This is a genomic window from Afipia sp. MLSD5-FHT05B12 (assembly GCF_058793355.1).
The window spans coordinates 237,031-255,073 of the sequence record NZ_JBXAFS010000004.1 but is presented as its reverse complement, the minus strand read 5'-3'; the positions used below and the strand labels follow the sequence as shown (position 1 = coordinate 255,073).

15 protein-coding genes are annotated in these 18,043 nt (G+C 63.2%); 4 read left to right on the top strand and 11 right to left on the bottom strand.

Translation table 11 applies throughout. The features are described 5' to 3' along the window. The first annotated feature begins 530 nt into the window (after positions 1-530). The gene (locus AC1Q6J_RS08300; protein ID WP_492278838.1) at positions 531-1,040 is read left to right on the top strand and encodes a GcrA family cell cycle regulator; all 510 of its coding nucleotides are present in this window, start codon (positions 531-533) and stop codon (positions 1,038-1,040) included. A gap of 186 nt (positions 1,041-1,226) precedes the next feature. Here AC1Q6J_RS08300 and AC1Q6J_RS08295 read toward each other — a convergent pair whose 3' ends face one another. From AC1Q6J_RS08295 to AC1Q6J_RS08275, 5 genes are all read right to left on the bottom strand, one after another. Further along, entirely contained in the window at positions 1,227-2,537 is a 1,311-nt protein-coding gene (locus AC1Q6J_RS08295) for an ATP-binding protein (RefSeq protein WP_492278837.1), read from the bottom strand. Between the two features lie 59 nt (positions 2,538-2,596). Then, positions 2,597-3,658 (bottom strand): lysylphosphatidylglycerol synthase domain-containing protein, encoded by a 1,062-nt coding sequence (locus AC1Q6J_RS08290; protein ID WP_492278836.1) that lies wholly within the window; start codon positions 3,656-3,658, stop codon positions 2,597-2,599. A gap of 176 nt (positions 3,659-3,834) precedes the next feature. Further along, positions 3,835-4,350 (bottom strand): DinB family protein, encoded by a 516-nt coding sequence (locus AC1Q6J_RS08285; protein ID WP_492278966.1) that lies wholly within the window; start codon positions 4,348-4,350, stop codon positions 3,835-3,837. A gap of 15 nt (positions 4,351-4,365) precedes the next feature. Beyond that, a complete protein-coding gene (locus tag AC1Q6J_RS08280) occupies positions 4,366-4,662 on the bottom strand; it encodes a hypothetical protein (protein WP_492278835.1) in 297 nt (98 codons plus the stop codon). A 37-nt stretch (positions 4,663-4,699) separates the two neighbouring features. Continuing rightward, positions 4,700-6,094: an OmpA family protein gene (locus AC1Q6J_RS08275; RefSeq protein ID WP_492278834.1), complete on the bottom strand. Its 1,395-nt coding sequence runs from the start codon at positions 6,092-6,094 to the stop codon at positions 4,700-4,702. Positions 6,095-6,300: 206 nt separating this feature from the next. On the opposite strand from AC1Q6J_RS08275, the gene AC1Q6J_RS08270 reads away from it, so the two are divergent. Beyond that, positions 6,301-7,359, top strand: coding sequence for a polysaccharide deacetylase family protein (locus AC1Q6J_RS08270; RefSeq protein ID WP_492278833.1), 1,059 nt, complete (start codon positions 6,301-6,303; stop codon positions 7,357-7,359). A 92-nt stretch (positions 7,360-7,451) separates the two neighbouring features. Continuing rightward, positions 7,452-8,258 (top strand): SDR family NAD(P)-dependent oxidoreductase, encoded by an 807-nt coding sequence (locus AC1Q6J_RS08265; RefSeq protein ID WP_492278832.1) that lies wholly within the window; start codon positions 7,452-7,454, stop codon positions 8,256-8,258. On the opposite strand, the gene AC1Q6J_RS08260 is transcribed toward AC1Q6J_RS08265, so the two are convergent. The 6 genes from AC1Q6J_RS08260 to AC1Q6J_RS08235 form a co-directional block, all read right to left on the bottom strand. After that, positions 8,255-9,355, bottom strand: coding sequence for a glycosyltransferase (locus AC1Q6J_RS08260; protein WP_492278831.1), 1,101 nt, complete (start codon positions 9,353-9,355; stop codon positions 8,255-8,257). The two genes, AC1Q6J_RS08265 and AC1Q6J_RS08260, sit on opposite strands and share 4 nt — an antisense overlap. Positions 9,356-9,607: 252 nt before the next feature. Continuing rightward, complete coding sequence (gene boxA, locus AC1Q6J_RS08255) at positions 9,608-10,813, bottom strand: benzoyl-CoA 2,3-epoxidase subunit BoxA (protein WP_492278830.1); 1,206 nt, start codon at positions 10,811-10,813, stop codon at positions 9,608-9,610. Positions 10,814-10,973: 160 nt separating this feature from the next. Next, positions 10,974-12,419: a benzoyl-CoA 2,3-epoxidase subunit BoxB gene (gene boxB, locus AC1Q6J_RS08250; protein WP_492278829.1), complete on the bottom strand. Its 1,446-nt coding sequence runs from the start codon at positions 12,417-12,419 to the stop codon at positions 10,974-10,976. 194 nt (positions 12,420-12,613) lie between these two features. After that, the gene (boxC, locus tag AC1Q6J_RS08245; RefSeq protein WP_492278828.1) at positions 12,614-14,314 is read right to left on the bottom strand and encodes a 2,3-epoxybenzoyl-CoA dihydrolase; all 1,701 of its coding nucleotides are present in this window, start codon (positions 14,312-14,314) and stop codon (positions 12,614-12,616) included. Between the two features lie 104 nt (positions 14,315-14,418). Next, on the bottom strand, positions 14,419-15,237 hold the full coding sequence (locus tag AC1Q6J_RS08240; protein WP_492278827.1) for an alpha/beta fold hydrolase: 819 nt from the start codon (positions 15,235-15,237) through the stop codon (positions 14,419-14,421). 167 nt (positions 15,238-15,404) lie between these two features. After that, positions 15,405-16,952, bottom strand: coding sequence for a benzoate-CoA ligase family protein (locus tag AC1Q6J_RS08235; RefSeq protein ID WP_492278826.1), 1,548 nt, complete (start codon positions 16,950-16,952; stop codon positions 15,405-15,407). Positions 16,953-17,111: 159 nt separating this feature from the next. Between AC1Q6J_RS08235 and AC1Q6J_RS08230 the strand changes: the two genes are divergently transcribed. Then, positions 17,112-18,017 (top strand): helix-turn-helix transcriptional regulator, encoded by a 906-nt coding sequence (locus AC1Q6J_RS08230; RefSeq protein ID WP_492278825.1) that lies wholly within the window; start codon positions 17,112-17,114, stop codon positions 18,015-18,017. Positions 18,018-18,043: the final 26 nt, after the last annotated feature.

Here is an 18,043-nt window from a genome sequence, read left to right as displayed (position 1 = left end):
GCAGCGGCGTGATCGCATCAGCGCTCATTGCCCTGTTGCCTGCCCCGGAAACGAAACGTGCCGCCCGAAAAAGGCGGCACGTGACGGTTATTCTATTGGCGGACCCTGTTGTGTCAATCCACGCGAGCCCTTCTCAAGGAAGGGCGGCAGCCCGTTTGTCACTGCGGCTGAAGCATAATCCGGTGTTTTTAGACCTGTTCCGGCATTGAAACCGCCACGCAGGGCAAGAAAGCCGCGATTTTTAGCGTCGCACAAAGATCGAATTTATTTGCTTTTTGACCGGAACATGTGGACGCGCCATGCCCGACTCTTGCGCGTGAGTCACGGCATATTGTAGCATTCTTGGCGTTGGGTACGACATCTCGTGCGGCGGTTCTGATCCTCGATTGTCTTCGGTACGGCGTAAACGCCCGGTTGCTGTTCATGCAGCCGGCGAGGGCTAAGGGATTCTGCCGACAGGGATTTTGGACCCTTTGCAATCGCGACGCCGCGTCAAAAATGGCCGGCGCGATATCAAAAGGAAGAGTGCGATGACGGTAATAAGCTGGACCGACGATCGCGTTGAACAGTTGAAGAAGCTTTGGGAATCCGGGCTTTCGGCAAGCCAGATCGCCGCCGAACTCGGAAACATCACCCGCAACGCCGTGATCGGCAAGGTGCATCGGCTGGGTCTCTCCGGCCGGGCCAAGAGCCCGTCATCCGCGGCGCCACGGCAGCGCAAGGTGCGCCCGGCGCAGCATATGATGCGGATCAGCCGCCCGGTGTCGCGCGGCAACACCGCGCTCGCCCATGTCTTTGAGGTCGAAGCCGAGCCGGATCCGATTGCCTATGACAACGTGGTGCCGATAAGCCAGCGTCTCAGTCTGCTGGAGCTCAACGAGAACACCTGCCACTGGCCGGTCGGCGATCCGGGCAGTGCGGATTTCTTCTTCTGCGGCGGCAAGGCGCTCACCAGCCTGCCGTACTGCGCGCATCATTCGCGCGTCGCCTATCAGCCGGCGAGCGATCGCCGCCGCACCTCGCGGCCAAGCACGAAATAGCCGGAAATCCCGACATCAACAGCGAAAAAGCCTCATCGATCCGATGAGGTTTTTTTGTTGCGACATGGCACCCTTCTGCAAAGAACGGCTTTGCGATCTCGCGGCGAGACTGTGACCGCCGATGCCTGCTTCCTGTCGGGCAAGATCCGGTCCTAAAACCGGCTCCCGCCTTTCGGGATCATGCCCCTATTCTTTCGCCGCGGTCTTCTCGCTGGCCGGAGTCTTCGCTGCCGGGAAGCATGCGGTGAAGGTCGCGCCGTGACCGGGAACGCTCTCGATCAGAAGCCGCCCGCGATGACGGTTGAGGATATGCTTGACCAGCGACAGGCCCAGTCCGGTGCCGCCCTGCGCGCGGCTGTCGCCGACATCGACGCGATAGAACCGTTCGGTCAGGCGCGGCAAATGCTCCGGCGCGATGCCGGGACCGAAGTCCCGCACCGCGAGGCGAATTTCACCGGCGTCGCTAGGCGCGGGTTCGGTCAGTGACACCACGACGCGTCCGCCGGACGCACCGTATTTGAGCCCGTTCTCGATCAGGTTTTCCAGCAGGCGCAGCAATTCCTCGTTGTCACCCGCGACGACAACCGGCTCCTGCGGAAGCTCGACATCGATCACAACCTGACGCTCGCTCGCCAGCGGCTCGAGGCCATCGACCACCTGACGCACCAGCGGCACGACATCGACCAGTTTTTCGGGACGCACATGCGCGCTGAGTTCAACCCGCGACAACGACAGCAGATCGTCGATCAGCCGCGCCATGCGCGTCGCCTGTGCGTGCATGATGCCGAGAAAGCGTTCGCGCGCCTTGGCATCCTCGCGCGCCGGGCCTTGCAGGGTATCGATGAATCCTGACAGCGCGGCCAGCGGGGTGCGCAATTCGTGGCTCGCATTGGCGACGAAATCGGCGCGCATTTCCTCGACCCGGCGCAGCGGCGTCTGATCCTGGAAGGTCATCAGGATGCAGTATTCGCTGCCGCCGAACGCGGTCGGCAACGACAGCGGCGTCACGATCAATTCCATCCAGCGGTCGACAGGAACGCGGTCCACATAGCTGGCTCGCTGCGGCTGGCGGGTGGCGATGGCTTCGCGCAGCGCCGCGATGATTTCGGGAGAGCGCAGCGCGAACAGCGCCAGTTCGTTCTTGCGCAGAGCCGGCGCCAGTTGCGCCGCGGCGGTGTTGAAATGCAGCACGCGCCCGGCGCGGTCGAGCAGCACGGCCGCGTCGGGCATTCCGCCGACCAGCGCCTGCACCACCGGCATCTCCGCGGGCCGCGCGCCGATCATGTCTTCGGCCGTTGGAACGGACTGATGCAAATGCCATGGCACGAGTGCCGCGCCCGCGATCACGACGAACACCAGCCCGGCCTGCGGCAGCGTCAGGCCGCCGAACATCACCGAGGCTATGAGGCCGAGCGCCGTCGCGATCAGAATGATCGCCGACCGCCGCAGCCTGTCCGACCACGGAGCAAAACCGGAATTTGGAGACGTCATCGTCATGCGCAACACCTGTTTCGCGCCCGTCGGGCTGACGCCAGCCCACCCTGCGAGACCGGACCCTACGAGACCGGAGACCGTGATCCCTGGGGCGGCTCCTTGGCCGACGGAGACTTCGCGGCTTCGTCGAGCCTTTGCAGGGCCGCGGAGACCCGCTTCGCCCGAAGACCGACAATAAGCTCCCGAAGCGAGAGCAAGATGACAGAAATAATGAACGGGACGAGATAATAAAGCACCCGGAACAACAGCATCCCGGCCAGCAGTTCCTCCCGGTCGAACTGGAACAATCCAACCAGCATCGCGGCATCGAATACGCCGAGGCCGCCCGGTGAATGACTGGCGAAACCGAGCAGCGTCGCAGAGACGAAGATCACCGCGACCACGATGAACCCGACATGCGGTTCATCGGGAACCAGAATGTACATCGCCAGCGCGCAGAAGCCGAGATCGACGATACCGATCAGGATCTGCAAAAGCGTCAGCGGTCCGCCTGGAAGAATGACAGTCCAGCTCCCGCGGCCGACTTCGCGCGGCTTCATCCAGACCCAAACGACGTAGGCACACAGGCAAAGCAGGATGCCGACCGCAGCGACGCGATTGAGCCAGATCGGCAGCTTGTCGATGGAGGCGGCCGCTTCCGGATGGTAGGCGACGCCAAGGCCCAGCACGGCGGCGTTGCCGAGCCAGAACGTCAATCCGGCGAGGAAGCAGACCTTGGCGACATCGACCGCCGAAAGACCCCACGCCGAATAGACCCGATACCGCACCACGCCGCCGGTGAAGACGCTGGCGCCGACATTGTGGCCGATCGAATAGCTGGTGAAGCCGGCAAAAGCGGCGACCCGGTAAGGCACGGCGTCGCGTCCGATGGCACGCAGCGCGAACAGGTCATAGAACGTCAGCGTGAAATAGCCGGCCGCGACGCAAAGTCCGGCGAGTACGATGGTGCGGGTTTCGGTGCCGCGCAATGCCTCATAGAGGTCGTCGACATCGAGACCCTCGAGCATGTGATAGAGGATGTAACAAGCGGTCGCGATGATCGCGATGCTGATCGCGACACCAAGCTTGTGCAGGATCTGCTTCTCGCGCATGTACGCGATGGCCCCGCGCAGTGTCTCCAGCATCCAGACCTCAAAAATTCCAGCAAGCACCTTTTCCGGCAATGCTGTCCTAGCAGACCGGCGCGGCGACCGCGAGGGCCGGTATCACCGATTTGAGCCCATTTACAATGCGGAAGTCACGTTAAGGATCATATTAAGATCGCGGTTCTCCGCCGCACCGCAACGGTGCCGCTGCCGTGTCAGGGCGATGACGCCGATTTGACCTGCTCGCGCTGAAAAAACAGCAGGTCCAGTTCGGTGGCGGGCTGTCCGAGCCCTGTCAAAAGCGCATGAGTCTGGCCGCGGTGATGGGTCTGGTGATTGAACCAGTGCGCCAGAGCCGGAGCCAGTTCCTGCACGAAATGCTCGGGGCTTGAGACGCGCCGATAGGAAATCGTTCCGGCGATGCGCGCATCATCCAGTCCATCGACATAGGCCACGATCCGGCTGTCTTCCGCCACACGGGCAGCGCGGAGCGCGTCGAACGTCTCGAACAGGATCGCATCGAGCCGGTCCGGCGCATCGCCCTCGCCGGTAAAGCGCTTCATCCAGATGCGATCTGTTGCCAGCAGATGATTCAGCGTGCCGTGGACGGACTTGAAGAAGGCGCCGCGATCAGCCCGGTAGCCGGCCTCGCCGAGACGGCCGGCGGCCTCATACAGCCGCGCGTTCGCCCACGCATTGTAGTGGCCGAGCATCCGGAAATGCGACGTCAGGCTTGCCATCTCGCGTCAGCCTGCTGCCGTGTGCCGCGCGACCACAAGGCTGCGCAACCACGAGCCGACCGCGCAACCGAGGACATAAGCGGCGAACAGGACAAGACCGAGGTCGAGCCAGTATCCGGCCCGGCCCGGCGCGAGATGAAACACCGAAGCCAGGATGAGCACTGCGACCAGCACCGCGACCTTGCGCAGCGTCGTTGTGGACCAGCCGCGCCCGCGATGGACCACCGCGACCCACCCCATTGCGAGACCGGCGACGGCTGATGCCAGCACCCAGCCCCAGTTGAATGCCGCAAGGTAGATCATCAGGTGTCGTTCCTCTGACGTGACGGCATCGTCATGTTCATTTCACCACGAAGTCGATGCGCCGGTTCTTGGCCTTGCCGTCGTCGGTATCGTTGGCGGCAACTGGCTGCGAACTGCCATAGCCCACCGCTCTCAGCCGATCCGGCGGCAGCCCGGCCTTGATCAGATAATCCGACACCGCCTGCGCGCGCTTTTCGGACAGCGCCATATTGGCGGTATTGTCGCCGTCGCTGTCGGTGTGACCTGCCACCTCGATGTTGGCGGTCGGACAGCGCAACGCTGTTTCAATCAGCTTGTCGAGCAGACCCATGGAATCCCTGTCGATGGTGGCGCGGCCAGAGTCGAACCTGATCTTCGCCTTGCCCAGCAGTTCGAAAAACAACTGCTGGCAAACGGTCGGATCGACCGCGCTGGCCACCGGCTTGACGGAAACGTCCGCCTTGACGCCCCAGCCCTGCGGCAACTCGCCGCCGATGCTGCCGCGAATCTGGTCCGCCGCGACCGCATAAAGCGCATCGCCCGACAGCTTGACCTCCCGGTCCGAGAGCATCAGCGAGCCGGTCGAGACCCGCGACAGCGCGCCAAGCGCGGCCACCACCGCGTTCTGGAATCCCTGCGGCGCACCGGCGCTCGCCTTCAGATTGTCCACCAGCTTTTCAGCGAAGAACTTGCGGCCGACCGCCGCGACGATGGCGGCATGCACATTGTTGTCGGGCACATAACCTTCGAGGGTGACGGTATTCGCGACCGGGTCCTTGTTGGCGCGGAAGACATAGGGCGGCGCCTTGATGGCGTTCTCCTTCACCGAATAACCTTCGGGGAGGTTTCTGAGCGCCGCCAGGATCGCCTCGCGACTGCCGATTTCACGCGCCATGCCGGTCAGGCTGACGGCTGTGTCGCTCAGCGTGATCTTGCCGTCCTTGAGCTTGCCGATCTGATCGATCAGCAGCAGCGCCGCGCTGTCGAACCGCGGCGGCGCGCCCCGCGCCAGAACCATCCGGTCCGAGACCTCGGTACCAGCGGCCGCGGCCCGCGTGGCGTCCGCCAGCCGCGCCTTGCTCGCAGGCAACGGCGCGTGCCCGTTGAGCGTGATCCTGACCACGTCGCGCTCGACCGACCATTCGAACGGCCTGGCTTCGGCGATCAGGCGGGTGTCGTCGTTGAGCAGCCGCACGCCGGTCACGGCCTCGACCTGCGAGGCAGCGCTGCGCCGGCCCTCTTCCGAAAACGCGTCCGCCGACAGCGTGACATCGCGGCCGGACACGGAAATGCGGGTCTTGTCGAGGACCGTGTCCTTGAGCGCGGCGGTCGCGCGCGCCGTGAGATCGGTCTCAAGAGGCGAGGTATTCGTCCAGATCGCGCCGATCCAAAGGAATCCCAGGGGAATCAACCCCGGCCACCATTTTCGCGCCCAACTGGATATTCGGCTCATCCCGGACCTTCACCTGACGGGATGGAGACAAAACAAACCCTTGGCGGGGTGTCAAACGGGAAATGAACGCGGAATTGGACCGGATGCCGAAGGCCCGTTCCGGGCCTACCGGCGGGTGTTTCGACTATCCGCATAACCGTTTGTTCAACGGTTTCTGCCAAATCTCGGGGCCGGATCCATCAAGCGATCGGCCCGAGCCCGCCGCCATGAAGCAGCTTCGCCACAACGTCATTCGCGCCGGCCTCGATGCGCTGTATTTCACCGGCATGCACCATGTGCTGCGGCCGATCCTGGCGGGCGTCGGCGCCATCTTCATGCTGCATCACGTTCGCCCGGCCCACGACGATCCGTTCCAGCCCAACCGGCACCTGGAAATCACCCCCGAATTCCTGCGCGAGGTGCTGGCGCATGTCCGCGCGCACGATGTCGACATCGTGTCGATGGACGAAGCGCATCGCCGGATGCGGGATCACGACTTCGCGCGCCGCTTCGCCTGCTTCACCTTCGACGACGGCTATCGCAACAACCGCGACCACGCGCTTCCCGTGATGCGCGAACACAACGCGCCGTTCACGGTCTATGTCGCCAGCGATTTCGCCGAAGGCACCGGCAGGCTGTGGTGGGAGGCACTGGAGCGCGTCGTCGCCAAGGCCGGGACCATCGAGATCATCCACGACGGCACGATGCTGCGGCTCGATGCGCATGACGCCGCCGCCAAGCAGGACGCATTCAACCAGGTCCACGACTGGCTGCGCTCGCTCGGAAGCGACGCCGAGGTCCAGCGCGAGGTCGGCGCATTGTGTGCGCGGCATGGCGTGGACGATTCTGCGATTGCGCGCGAGCTGTGCATGTCATGGGATGAATTGAAGATATTTTCCGCCGATCCGCTGGTGAGCATCGGCGCGCACACCGTCAGCCACTGCAATCTGGCGCGCGAGTCCGAGACCGGCGCACTGCGCCAGATGCGCGACAGCCGGGCACGGATCGAACACCACCTGCAAAAGCCCGCGCGGCATTTCGCCTATCCCTATGGCGACAAGGCCGCGGCGGGGGCGCGCGAATTCGCGATGGCAAGGGAGCTTGGCTTCGCAACCGCCGTGACCACGCGGCCCGGCATGATCTTCGCCGAGAACGCCGAACACCTCACGGCACTGCCGCGCATTTCGCTGAACGGCAACTACCAGACCACGCGCTTCCTGTCGGTGCTGACATCTGGCGCCGCGACCGCGATGTGGAACGGCTTCCGCCGCGGCGACGCGGCGTAGAACGCGTTTCAAACAGGTTGCGCATTCCCGCCATTCCTTGACTTGGGCTTCGTTGCTGGCGCTATATCGCCGCCAAAGCAACAGGAGGCACCATGTTCAAGGATCTGTTTTCACTGAAGGGCCGCATCGCCGTCGTCACCGGCGGCTCGCGCGGCATCGGCAAGATGATCGCGTCGGGCTTTCTCGCCCAGGGCGCCGCGAAGGTCTACATCACCGCGCGCAAGGCCGGGCCCTGCGAGGAAACCGCCAAGGAACTGACCGCCGCCTATGGCGGCGAATGCATCGCGCTGCCGATCGACATGTCCACCGTCGCCGGCTGCGAGAAGCTGGCCGAAGAACTGATCAAGCGCGAGCCGAAGATCGACATCCTCGTCAACAATGCCGGCGCGGCCTGGGGCGCAAACTTCGACGAGTTTCCGGAAGCCGGCTGGGACAAGGTGATGAACCTCAACGTCAAGTCGCTGTTCTTCCTCACCAAGGCGCTGGCGAAGCCGCTGCGCGCCGCAGCGACCAGGGACAAGCCCGGCAAGGTCATCAACATCGCGTCGATCGACGGCCTGTTCGTCAATCCGCTGGAGACATACTCCTATCAGGCCAGCAAGGCGGCGGTGATCCACCTCACCCGGCGCATGGCGGCGAAGCTGATCCAGGACAACGTCATTGTCACCGCGATCTGTCCCGGCGCATTCCAGTCCGACATGAACACCGCGGCGCGTGACCATGCGGACGCCGTCGCGTCGCGCATTCCCGCAAAGCGCATCGGCACGCCGGAGGACATGGCGGGTGTTGCGATCTACCTGGCCTCGCGCGCCGGAGACTATGTGGTTGGCAACGCCATCGCGGTCGACGGCGGCATCGTCTATGCGAGCCCCGGACTTCCGGTCGCCGGGGAAGGCTAGGCCGCCTTCATCATCTGCCGGTAGATCGCGAAATACTGTTCGCGCATATTGGCAATATCGAACTCGGTCACGAAGTGCTGCGCGGTCGTCGCGATCCGCGCGGCAGCTTCGGGATTGCCTGCAAGGGCTGCGATCCTGTCGGCAAGATCCTCCGCCGAGCAGGCCTTGAACTTGATGCCGTTTGATCCATCGACCAGAAGCTCGGCCGGCCCGTCGACATCGGCGGCGACCACCGGCACGCCCGCCGCCATGGCCTCTAGCAGCACAAGCCCGAAGCCTTCGTAGCGCGACGGCAGCACGAAGATATCGGCGTTCCCAAGCAAGGCCGGGATATCGGTGCGGTCGCAGAGAAAGTGGACGCGATCCGATACGCCCTCCGCCGCGGCGAGGCGCTGCAGGCCCGGCACCATCGCCCGATCGCCTTCGGGCGGATCGCCGACAAAATCGCAATGAATGTCGAGGCCGCGCGCCCGAAGGATGCCCACGGCCTTGATCAGAATATCCTGGCCCTTCTGGCGCGGGTAAAGCCGGGCGACGTTGATCAGCCGCAGCGGTCCGCCTGGCCGCAGCGGGCGCACCGGTGCGCAGAACGATGCCAGCGGAATGGCGTTATGCACTTTAAAGATCCGTCGCAGCCTCGCGGCCTCGCATTCGCGCGCGACCGCCGCAGAAATGGCGATGTTCCAGTCAACGAAGCGGCGATGCAGCCGCACCTTGACGCGATCCCATGCAGGGACGAGGCCGGTATTGTGAATCGTGTAGCCGACGCTCATCGGCCGATACAGCTTGCTCAGCATGGCGAAATGCTTCGCGCCGGTGTCGTGCGCGTGAATCATCCTGACATCGTGCCGGCGCATGATGTTGAGCAGCGTCAGAACGATACGCGGATTGCGCTGGCCGGGCGGGCGTTTCAGAAAATAAACCGGGTGGCCTGTCGCGGTGAGGCTCTCCGCGAGATAAGCATTGACCTTGTCATTGATGACCACAAAGACCTGCGGCAGACCGGGACTTTCCGCGCAACTCGCTGCGAAACTGGTGAGCAACCGTTCAGAGCCGCCCATACTCAGCGACGAAATCAGTTGAAGTACAGACGCCATAATGTGCTTCGATCCCCGGCCCGAGCGCCGGGCGTGCCAACAAATTGCCCCGGTGCCGCCAGGAACACTCCCGCGCCTCATCAGCGCAGGTCATGATCGGCGATCCTGGAACCCCGGGACCGGGCATTCCGAAAAGCGGAACGTGGCCAGCGGACACGGCTATTCTAGGGCAGCATTTCAGGAAAATGCCTTACGCATTCGGCAGGAGTTTGTTTGCGAGAGCCGCGCAGCGAACCTGCTAAAGCGAACGCGCTAGTATGTCTCGACGTGATAGCGGCCGCTTTCGCGCATCTTCGGCTTCAGCGCCGGCCAGTCGATCGACGCTGAACGGCAGGCATCGGCGAACGCTTCATCGACGCCGCTCTCCATGCCCTTCAGGCCGCAGATATAGACATGGGTCTTGTCGTCACGCAGCAGCGCGGCGATCTGCGCCATCTCGCCGCGGATGCGATCCTGCACATAGACGCGCGGCTGATCCGGCACGCGCGAGTAGCAGAAATACTTGCCGAGCAATTTCTCCGGCACCTTTTGCAGCGGCCCGAAATACGGCAATTCTTCCGGACGCCGCGCTCCGAAGAACAGCAGCAACCGCCCCGGCGCATCGGGCATGGCGCGGCGGCGGCGCTCGGTGAAGCCGCGAAATGGCGCCGAGCCGGTGCCGGTGCAGATCATGACGATGTTGGCGGCGGGATCGTCCGGCATCAGGAAGGTCGCGCCGAACGGGCCGGTGACCTCGACCTTCGCGCCGCGCGGCAGGTCGCAAAGATAGTTCGAGCAAACGCCCTTGTCTTCGCGCTTCACGGTGAGCGCAAGATTGTTGGTGTTGGGCTTCTCGCCGCCGCGCGGGCTTGCCACCGAATACAGCCGCGCGACATGCGGCTTGCCGTTCTCGTCATTTCCGGGCGCGACGATGCCGATGCTCTGGCCTTCCAGCACCGGAAACTTCTGATCGCCGAAGTCGAGAATGATGTGACGGACATCAGAATCCGCACTGGCGTCGGTCAACCGGAAATTTCCGGTGACGGTCGCGGTCGCGGGCTTGCCGCGGTTGTAGAGATTGACCGTCGGCTTGCTGGCGGAATGCGGCGCCACCGGCTTGCCGCCGAGCCCCTTGCGGGCCTCTTCGAGCAGCCGTGAGACTTCATCCTCCAGCGCTTCGACTGCGCTGCCCTCTCCGGAAACTGCCGCGACCTCTTCCTGCTTCGGCAATTCCTCCCACGAGTATTGCTCCTCGAGCGAATAGGCTCTGGTCACCACGCGCCAGTTGTCGATCGACCCCGTGGGGCACGGCGAAATACAGTCCATGCAGTGATTGCAGATCGACGCATCGACGACATAGTTGTTGCCGTCATGCGTCACCGCGTCGACCGGACATGTCTCTTCGCAGGTGTTGCAGCGAATGCAGATTTCCGGATCGATGAGGTGTTGCTTGATGAGGTCTATAGCGTGAGCGTTCATGGCTGCTTTTCGAACTTTTCCCCTCTCCCCCTGTGGGAGAGGGTGGCGAAGTTGAGCGAAGCGAAACTGAGCCGGGTGAGGGGTCGCGATGGTATTGAACCCCTCACCCGCCCTCGCTTTGCTCGGGCACCCTCTCCCACAAGGGGAGAGGGGAAGAGCATCACGCCGCGATCTTCACGTATTCGAAGTCGCCGGGTTTGTTGTCGATGCCGACCTTGGGAGGCGCGATCCAGTTCGCGAACTTGCCGGGTTCGGAGATCGGCTCCATCAGCGACGAGATGAAATCACCATCCGCGCTGGAGGGCAGATAGTCGTCGCGCACCTTCTTCCATTCGGCATCGGAGACGATGATACCCTTCGGGGTCGCCTGCACATTGGCGAATTCGCCGATCTGGCGGTGGAACGCGGTGTGCGGCAGTTCGAGGCGAAAATTCACGCCGGCCTTCTCGATCACCTTGTTCCAGCGCTCGACGCCCTTGGCGCAGTCTTCGGTATAATCGTCGCGCAGCCGCATGTTCAGCGCGGTGAGCGCCGGTTCATCCACCAGCGTGATCCTGCCATCGACCATCTTCAGCACCTTGTAGATGTCGTTGGTGAGGCGGTGATCGTCGTCGATCTTGGTTTCCTGGAAACGGCCCTTGAGACCCGCATTGTAGAAATTCGCGGCGTTGGTGGAGACTTCCGAGCCGAACAGATCGAGCGACAGCGAATAGTGCAGGTTCATCTTCTTCTGCATGGTCGGCAGATCGATGACGCCGAGGGCACGAACCTTCTCGATGTCGTTGGGGTCATCGATGCCGGCGGCCTTCATCGCATCGCAGGTGCGCTGAAGCACGCGGCTGACGCCGGTCTCGCCGACAAACATGTGATGGGCTTCCTCCGTCAGCATGAAACGGCAGGTCCGCGACAGCGGATCGAAGCCGGACTGCGCGAGCGATTCAAGCTGCATCTTGCCGTCACGATCGGTGAAGAACGTGAACATGAAGAACGACAGCCAGTCCGGCGTCGCTTCGTTGAACGCGCCGAGCATGCGCGGCGCATCTTCGTCGCCCGAACGGCGGCGGAGCAGATCGTCGGCCTCCTCGCGGCCGTCGCGGCCGAAATACTTCTGCAGGAGGTAGACCATCGCCCAGAGATGACGGCCTTCCTCGACGTTGACCTGGAACAGGTTGCGCATGTCGTAGAGCGACGGCGCGGTCTTGCCGAGATGGCGCTGCTGCTCGACGGAAGCCGGTTCGGTGTCGCCCTGAATCACGACGAGACGGCGCAGCATGGCACGGTATTCGCCCGGCACTTCCTGCCACGCCTTCTCGCCCTTGTGCTGACCGAAATTTACCTGCCGCTGCTCGTCCTGCGGCGCGAGCAGCACGCCCCAGCGATATTCCGGCATGCGCACGTAATCGAACTTGGCCCAGCCCTTCGGATCGACGCTGATCGCGGTGCGCAGATAGACCAGCGATTCCTGGAAGCCTTCCGGGCCCATGTCGTTCCACCAGTCGAGATAGCCCGGATGCCAGCCTTCCAGCGCTTTCAGCACCTGACGGTCTTCGGCGAGGTTGACGTTGTTCGGGATCTTGGTCGTGTAGTCGACGTTCATGATGTTCATGGCGTGCTCCTCAACTCTTTGAACTGATCCGGCGGGACGACCCCCACCCCGGCGCTACGCGCCGACCCTCCCCACAAGGGGGAGGGAGAAGAAAGAAATCGCTCGCGCAACAAATGCCCATCCCTCCCCTCGATGGGGAGGGTGGCTGACCGAAGGTCAGCCGGGTGGGGTGCCCCTCGCGCGCGTAATGCTCATCAAACCCTCGTCATGTCGTAATCGGCTTTCACGCCGGTGCCGTAGCGTTGCAGCGCGCCGTTCTCGCCGACCGCGTTCGGCCGCTGGAATATCCAGTTCTGCCACGCGGTAAGGCGTGAAAAGATTTTCGATTCCATGGTCTCGGGACCGGCGAAACGCAGGTTCGCTTCCATGCCGGTGAGGCTGTCCGGCGAGAAGCTGCCGCGCTCCTCGAAAAACACGCGCACCTCGTCGTCCCAGTCGATGTCGTCGAGCGCGAAGGTCACGAGACCCAGTTCCTCGGCGGCCTCGGCATCGAGCGCCTCGCCGATCTTCGCCTTTGCCGTCTCGACATCGGATGGATCGGCCTGAAAGCGCGATTCCAGCCGCGTCAAACCATGGCTCATCGGATAAGGCCCGAAGTTCGCCGCACTGAGGACGATCTCGGCGGGCGCGCGGTTGTCGCCCTGCTTCTCGCCGATCAGCATGTAGGAGCGGTCGGACGCGAACACGAGTTCAGCCAGCGTGCCGGCGAAGCAGGAGCCGGGCTCAACCAGCGTCACCAGCGTGCGCGAGGTGACATCGATGCGCTTGAGCACGCGCTTCCAGTAGTGACGGATCTCGTTGACCAGCCAGTTCGACTTGTTGGCTTCCAGGAACGCGTCATAGGCCAGCACCCGCGCGCGTTCACCGACTGACTTGAACACCAGCATGGCGATTTCAAGCTCGTTGATGCGCAGATGCAGGATGGCGTCGTCCAGTTCGCGCGCCACCTGAAGCGGCCAGAAATCCGCGCCTTGCGCCGTCATGCCGGCGACATCGGACGGCGGATCGTTTTCGGGCGCCTTGATGGTGATGGTGGCGATGCGTCCGGCGCGATTGAGATCGACGCTGACGAAACCATAACGGATGCCGTCGCCGGTAATGGTGCGCTTGAGCGGCTTGAGCGCGACGCCTCCATCTTGTCCCTGCGCTTCGCCGCCGCGCTTCGACTGGCTGGCGAATTCCCTGGCGCGATCCGCGACCCTGGCTTCGAGTTTCGAGTTGGACACTATCTCGTCCACCAGCCGCCACTGCACGGCGCGCTTGCCCTTGATGCCTTCCTCGATGGTGCAGAAGAAGTCCGCGTGATCGCGGCGCACCTTGCGCTTGTCGACGACGCGCGTCAGCCCGCCGGTGCCCGGCAGCACCGCCAGCAGCGGCACTTCGGGGAGCGCGACGGCAGCCGAACCATCGTCCGCCATGATGATGTGATCGGCCGCGAGCGCGAGTTCATAGCCGCCGCCGGCAGCAGTGCCATTGACGACGCAGATAAAACGCTGGCCGGAATTCTCCGACGAATCCTCGATGCCGTTGCGGGTCTCGTTGGTGAACTTGCAGAAATTCACCTTGTGCGCGTGGGTCGATCCCGCAAGCATGCGGATGTTGGCGCCGGCGCAGAACACCCGGTTCTTGCCGGAGCGCAGCAGCACCACCTTCACTTGCGGATGCTCGAAGCGCAGACGCTGCACGGCGTCCGCCAGTTCGATATCGACGCCGAGGTCGTAGGAATTCAGCTTGAGCAGATAGCCCTCGAACAGGCCGCCGTTCTCGTCGACATCCATGGTCAGGGTGGCAACATCACCCGCCACATCGAGCTTCCAGTGCCGGTATTTCGACGGGTCGGTCTGGAAATCGATGAAGGTCGCGCTGTTGGCGAGTTTTCGGTCTTCCGCGGCCATGGCTGTCTCTCGATCCGGCTGAAATCTGAATTATAATGCACAATAATGCAGGTTATGGGGCGTGTCCAGCTCTATACTGCGCTCAATATGCACTTTTTTGCATGTCAGGCAGCCTGACCCACCGTTCCCTCGCCATGCAGGGACAGCAGCCGGTTGGCGAAATCCGCCGCCGCCTTCAGCGTTGCCTCGGGCGCTTCGCGATGCGGGGAATGGCCCGCACCCGGAATGATCGTGGCATCGACCGGGCAATAACATTCGGCCTGCGCGATCTCGATATGACGCTGGGTGCCGTACTGGTCGTCAGCGCCCTGAATGATCTCGACCGGCACGCGGACATAGGCGAGCGATTCCGAAATATCCCATTCGCGGAATTTCGGATCGAGCCAGACACCGGCCCAGCCGTTGAATGCGTTGTCGGCGTCCTTATGCCAGCGCGCGAGCTTCGGCTTGAGATCGCCGGTGTCGTAGTTCTGTCTGGTCTTCCTGATCGAGGCGAGGCCGAAATCCTCGACCATGAAATGCGGTGCGATCAGAATGACACCGCGCACGCGATGATCCTGAATGCCGCCGGCATAGATCGCCGCGATCGATGCTCCATCGGAATGTCCGAGCAGCAGCCCGCGCCGGAAGCCGATGGCGCCGAGCAGCTTCGGCAGCACGTCGAGCGCTTCAATCTCCATGAAGTTCAGCGGCCGTGGCAGCTTCGCCGGTGACGAGTTGCCGTAACCGGCGCGCGAATAGACGAACACGCCGGCACCGGTCGCGGCTTGCAGCTTCTCCGGGAAATCGCCCCACAGCCCGACGCAGCCGAGGCCTTCATGCAGCATCACGATGGTCGGCGCCTTGTCGGGCGTGGGCCCGATCATGCGGTATTCGAGTTCCGCGTCGCCAATGGCGAGCGTGCCGGAGGGTTGCAGCGTCATTGTTTTTTCTTCCCGTTATTCTCTTGGCCTATTGAACCGTCGCCCTTCGAGGCCTTCGCTTCGCTACGGCACCTCAGGGTGACGGCAACAAGCGATACGTCATCCTGAGGTGCGAGCCGCGCTCTTGCGGCGAGCCTCGAAGGATGACGGCCGAGGAATAGCGCCCGTCACTTCGCACCCTCGCGCAGCTTGAAGCGCTGGATTTTTCCGGTGGCGGTTTTCGGCAAGGATTCCACCACCTCGATCCAGCGCGGATATTTCCACGGACCGATCTTCTGCTTGACGTGATCCTTCAGTGCGCCGTTGAGGTCGGTCACCGACGCGCCCTGCCTCAGCACGACGAACGCTTTCGGCTTCAGCAAGCCTTCGGAATCCTCGGCCGGCACCACGGCGGCTTCGGCCACCGCGGGATGGGTGATCAGCGCGCTCTCGACCTCGAATGGCGAGACCCAGATACCCGAGACCTTGAACATGTCGTCGGAACGGCCGCAGTAGGTATAACGGCCTTCGGCGTCGCGGGTATATTTGTCGCCGGTGCGGGTCCAGCCGCCCTCGAACGTCTGGCGGCTTTTGCTGCGCTGGTTCCAGTAACCCTCGCCCGCCGACGGGGCGTTGACGATCAGTTCGCCGACCTCGCCGTCCGCGACATCCGCGCCGGCATCGTTCACCAGACGCACCGCATAACCCGGAACGGGTTTGCCCGAGGTGCCATACTTGATGTCGCCCGGCGCATTGGACAGAAAGATGTGCAGCAGCTCGGTTGAGCCGACGCCATCGAGAATGTCGACACCAAAGCGATCCTTCCAGCTTTGACCGACAAGCTCGGGCAATGCCTCGCCCGCGGATGTGCAGACGCGCAGTCGTTTGGTGCGCGGCTCGTTCTTGAACGCCTCGTCGTTGAGCATCGCTGCGAACAATGTCGGCACGCCGAAGAAGATGCTCGGATCGTGCTTGCGGATCAACTCGAACATCACCTGCGGCGTCGGCCGCTCGGGATTGAGAATCGTCGTCGCGCCCACCGACATCGGGAATGTCAGCGCGTTGCCGAGGCCATAGGCGAAGAACAGTTTGGCCGCCGACAGGCCGACATCGTCCTCGCGAATACCGAGCACCTGCCTGGCGTAGGTCTCCGCGGTGGCCTCAAGATTCGAATGCAGGTGGCGCACGCCCTTCGGCATGCCGGTCGAGCCGGACGAGTAAAGCCAGAACGCGGGCTCGTCCGGATGCGTTACCGCGGTAACGAACTGGTCGCTTTCCTTCGCGAGTTCATCCTTGAGCGACAGGTATCCGCTCGCGTTGGCGCCGGACACCACCACGTGCTGCAAGTCCGGCATGCGGCCGAGCACATCCTTCAACACCGGCAGCAGCGCTTCCGAAATGAACAGCACGCGCGCGCGGCTATCCGCCAGCACATAGGCATACTGCTCCGATGTCAGCAGCGTGTTGAGCGGCACCGGCAGGATGCCGGCGCGGATGCTGCCCAGGAACACGATCGGAAAATCGATGGTGTCGAGCATCATCATTGCGACGCGCTCTTCACGCCGCACACCAAGCCGCCGCAGCAGGTTAGCGAGCCGGCGCGTCTGCGCCTGCAAACCGCCATAGGTGATCTCGGAGACTGGATCCCTGAACACAACCTTCGCGCCGCGCCCTGCATCGACGTTGCGGTCGAGCAGGTAGGTCACGGCATTGTATCCGCCCGGTGAATCGCTCATGACTTCGACGCTGGGCCCGTGCCCAGTTCACCCTCAACCCGCACGACGCTCTCCCTTGGATCAGTTTTTAGAATTATAATTCATATAAAGTCACCCCCTGCGCTTGCTGTCAACCTTTTCCGGCATTATGTTTCAGGTGTGCTCACGAGTCGAAATGAGATGACCCCGCAGGTAGAGCCGGAAAACCAGTTCCTTGAGCAGCTTGGACAGCGCGTCCGCACCATGCGCGCGCTGCGCGGCATGTCGCGGAAAACGCTCGCCAAGGTATCGGGGATATCCGAGCGCTACATCGCGCAGCTCGAAAGCGGCAAGGGCAACGTCTCCATCGTGCTGCTGCGGCGGGTGTCGGCGGCGATGGGCGCGCATGTCGAAGACCTGATCCCGACCGCGGACACCACGCCGGACTGGCTTGTGATCCGCGACCTGATGCGCAGCGCGACGCCGCAGCAGATCGCGCGCGCCAAGGAAATTCTCTCCGGCGATGGCGCGGCGCGAGGCAACACCTTCGCAGGCATCGCGCTGATCGGATTGCGCGGCGCGGGCAAGTCGACCCTCGGGAAAATGCTGGCGAAAAAAATCGGCTGGACCTTCGTCGAGCTGAACAAGGAAATCGAAAGGCAGAATGGCCTTTCGGTCGCCGAGATCATCGCCCTCTACGGCCAGGAAGGTTTCCGCCGCATGGAGCAGGCGGCGCTGGCGCAACTGCTCGCGCGCAAGGAGCTGATCGTGCTGGCGACCGGCGGCGGCATCGTTTCCGAACCGGTGACGTTCGATCTTGTGCTGTCGTCGTTCTATACCATCTGGCTGAAGGCCAGGCCCGAAGAACATATGGGGCGCGTGCGCAGGCAAGGCGATCTGCGGCCGATGGCCGACGATCGCTCCGCGATGCAGGAACTGCGCACTATTCTGCTCAGCCGCGAGCCGCTTTATGCACGCGCCTCCGCGCAGGTCGATACGTCGGGACTCGATGTCGAAGAGGCGGCGAAGCAGCTGGCTGACACGGTCGCGCCATTGCTGGACAAGGAACCGCTCACCTTCGTGCCGCGCGCTGTCGCCGCGCAATGAGCCCCGTTCCCGATACGGCTATCCGG

Bases quoted from the DNA above. Each gene is read 5' to 3' on its own strand.
- AC1Q6J_RS08230 (WP_492278825.1), top strand. From the start codon at position 17,112: ATGACCCCGCAGGTAGAGCCGGAAAACCAGTTCCTTGAGCAGCTTGGA.
- AC1Q6J_RS08295 (WP_492278837.1), bottom strand. From the start codon at position 2,537: ATGACGATGACGTCTCCAAATTCCGGTTTTGCTCCGTGGTCGGACAGG.
- AC1Q6J_RS08275 (WP_492278834.1), bottom strand. From the start codon at position 6,094: ATGAGCCGAATATCCAGTTGGGCGCGAAAATGGTGGCCGGGGTTGATT.
- AC1Q6J_RS08265 (WP_492278832.1), top strand. From the start codon at position 7,452: ATGTTCAAGGATCTGTTTTCACTGAAGGGCCGCATCGCCGTCGTCACC.
- boxA (WP_492278830.1), bottom strand. From the start codon at position 10,813: ATGAACGCTCACGCTATAGACCTCATCAAGCAACACCTCATCGATCCG.
- AC1Q6J_RS08240 (WP_492278827.1), bottom strand. From the start codon at position 15,237: ATGACGCTGCAACCCTCCGGCACGCTCGCCATTGGCGACGCGGAACTC.
- AC1Q6J_RS08280 (WP_492278835.1), bottom strand. From the start codon at position 4,662: ATGATCTACCTTGCGGCATTCAACTGGGGCTGGGTGCTGGCATCAGCC.
- AC1Q6J_RS08290 (WP_492278836.1), bottom strand. From the start codon at position 3,658: ATGCTGGAGACACTGCGCGGGGCCATCGCGTACATGCGCGAGAAGCAG.
- AC1Q6J_RS08235 (WP_492278826.1), bottom strand. From the start codon at position 16,952: ATGAGCGATTCACCGGGCGGATACAATGCCGTGACCTACCTGCTCGAC.
- AC1Q6J_RS08300 (WP_492278838.1), top strand. From the start codon at position 531: ATGACGGTAATAAGCTGGACCGACGATCGCGTTGAACAGTTGAAGAAG.
- AC1Q6J_RS08260 (WP_492278831.1), bottom strand. From the start codon at position 9,355: ATGGCGTCTGTACTTCAACTGATTTCGTCGCTGAGTATGGGCGGCTCT.
- boxB (WP_492278829.1), bottom strand. From the start codon at position 12,419: ATGAACATCATGAACGTCGACTACACGACCAAGATCCCGAACAACGTC.
- AC1Q6J_RS08270 (WP_492278833.1), top strand. From the start codon at position 6,301: ATGAAGCAGCTTCGCCACAACGTCATTCGCGCCGGCCTCGATGCGCTG.
- boxC (WP_492278828.1), bottom strand. From the start codon at position 14,314: ATGGCCGCGGAAGACCGAAAACTCGCCAACAGCGCGACCTTCATCGAT.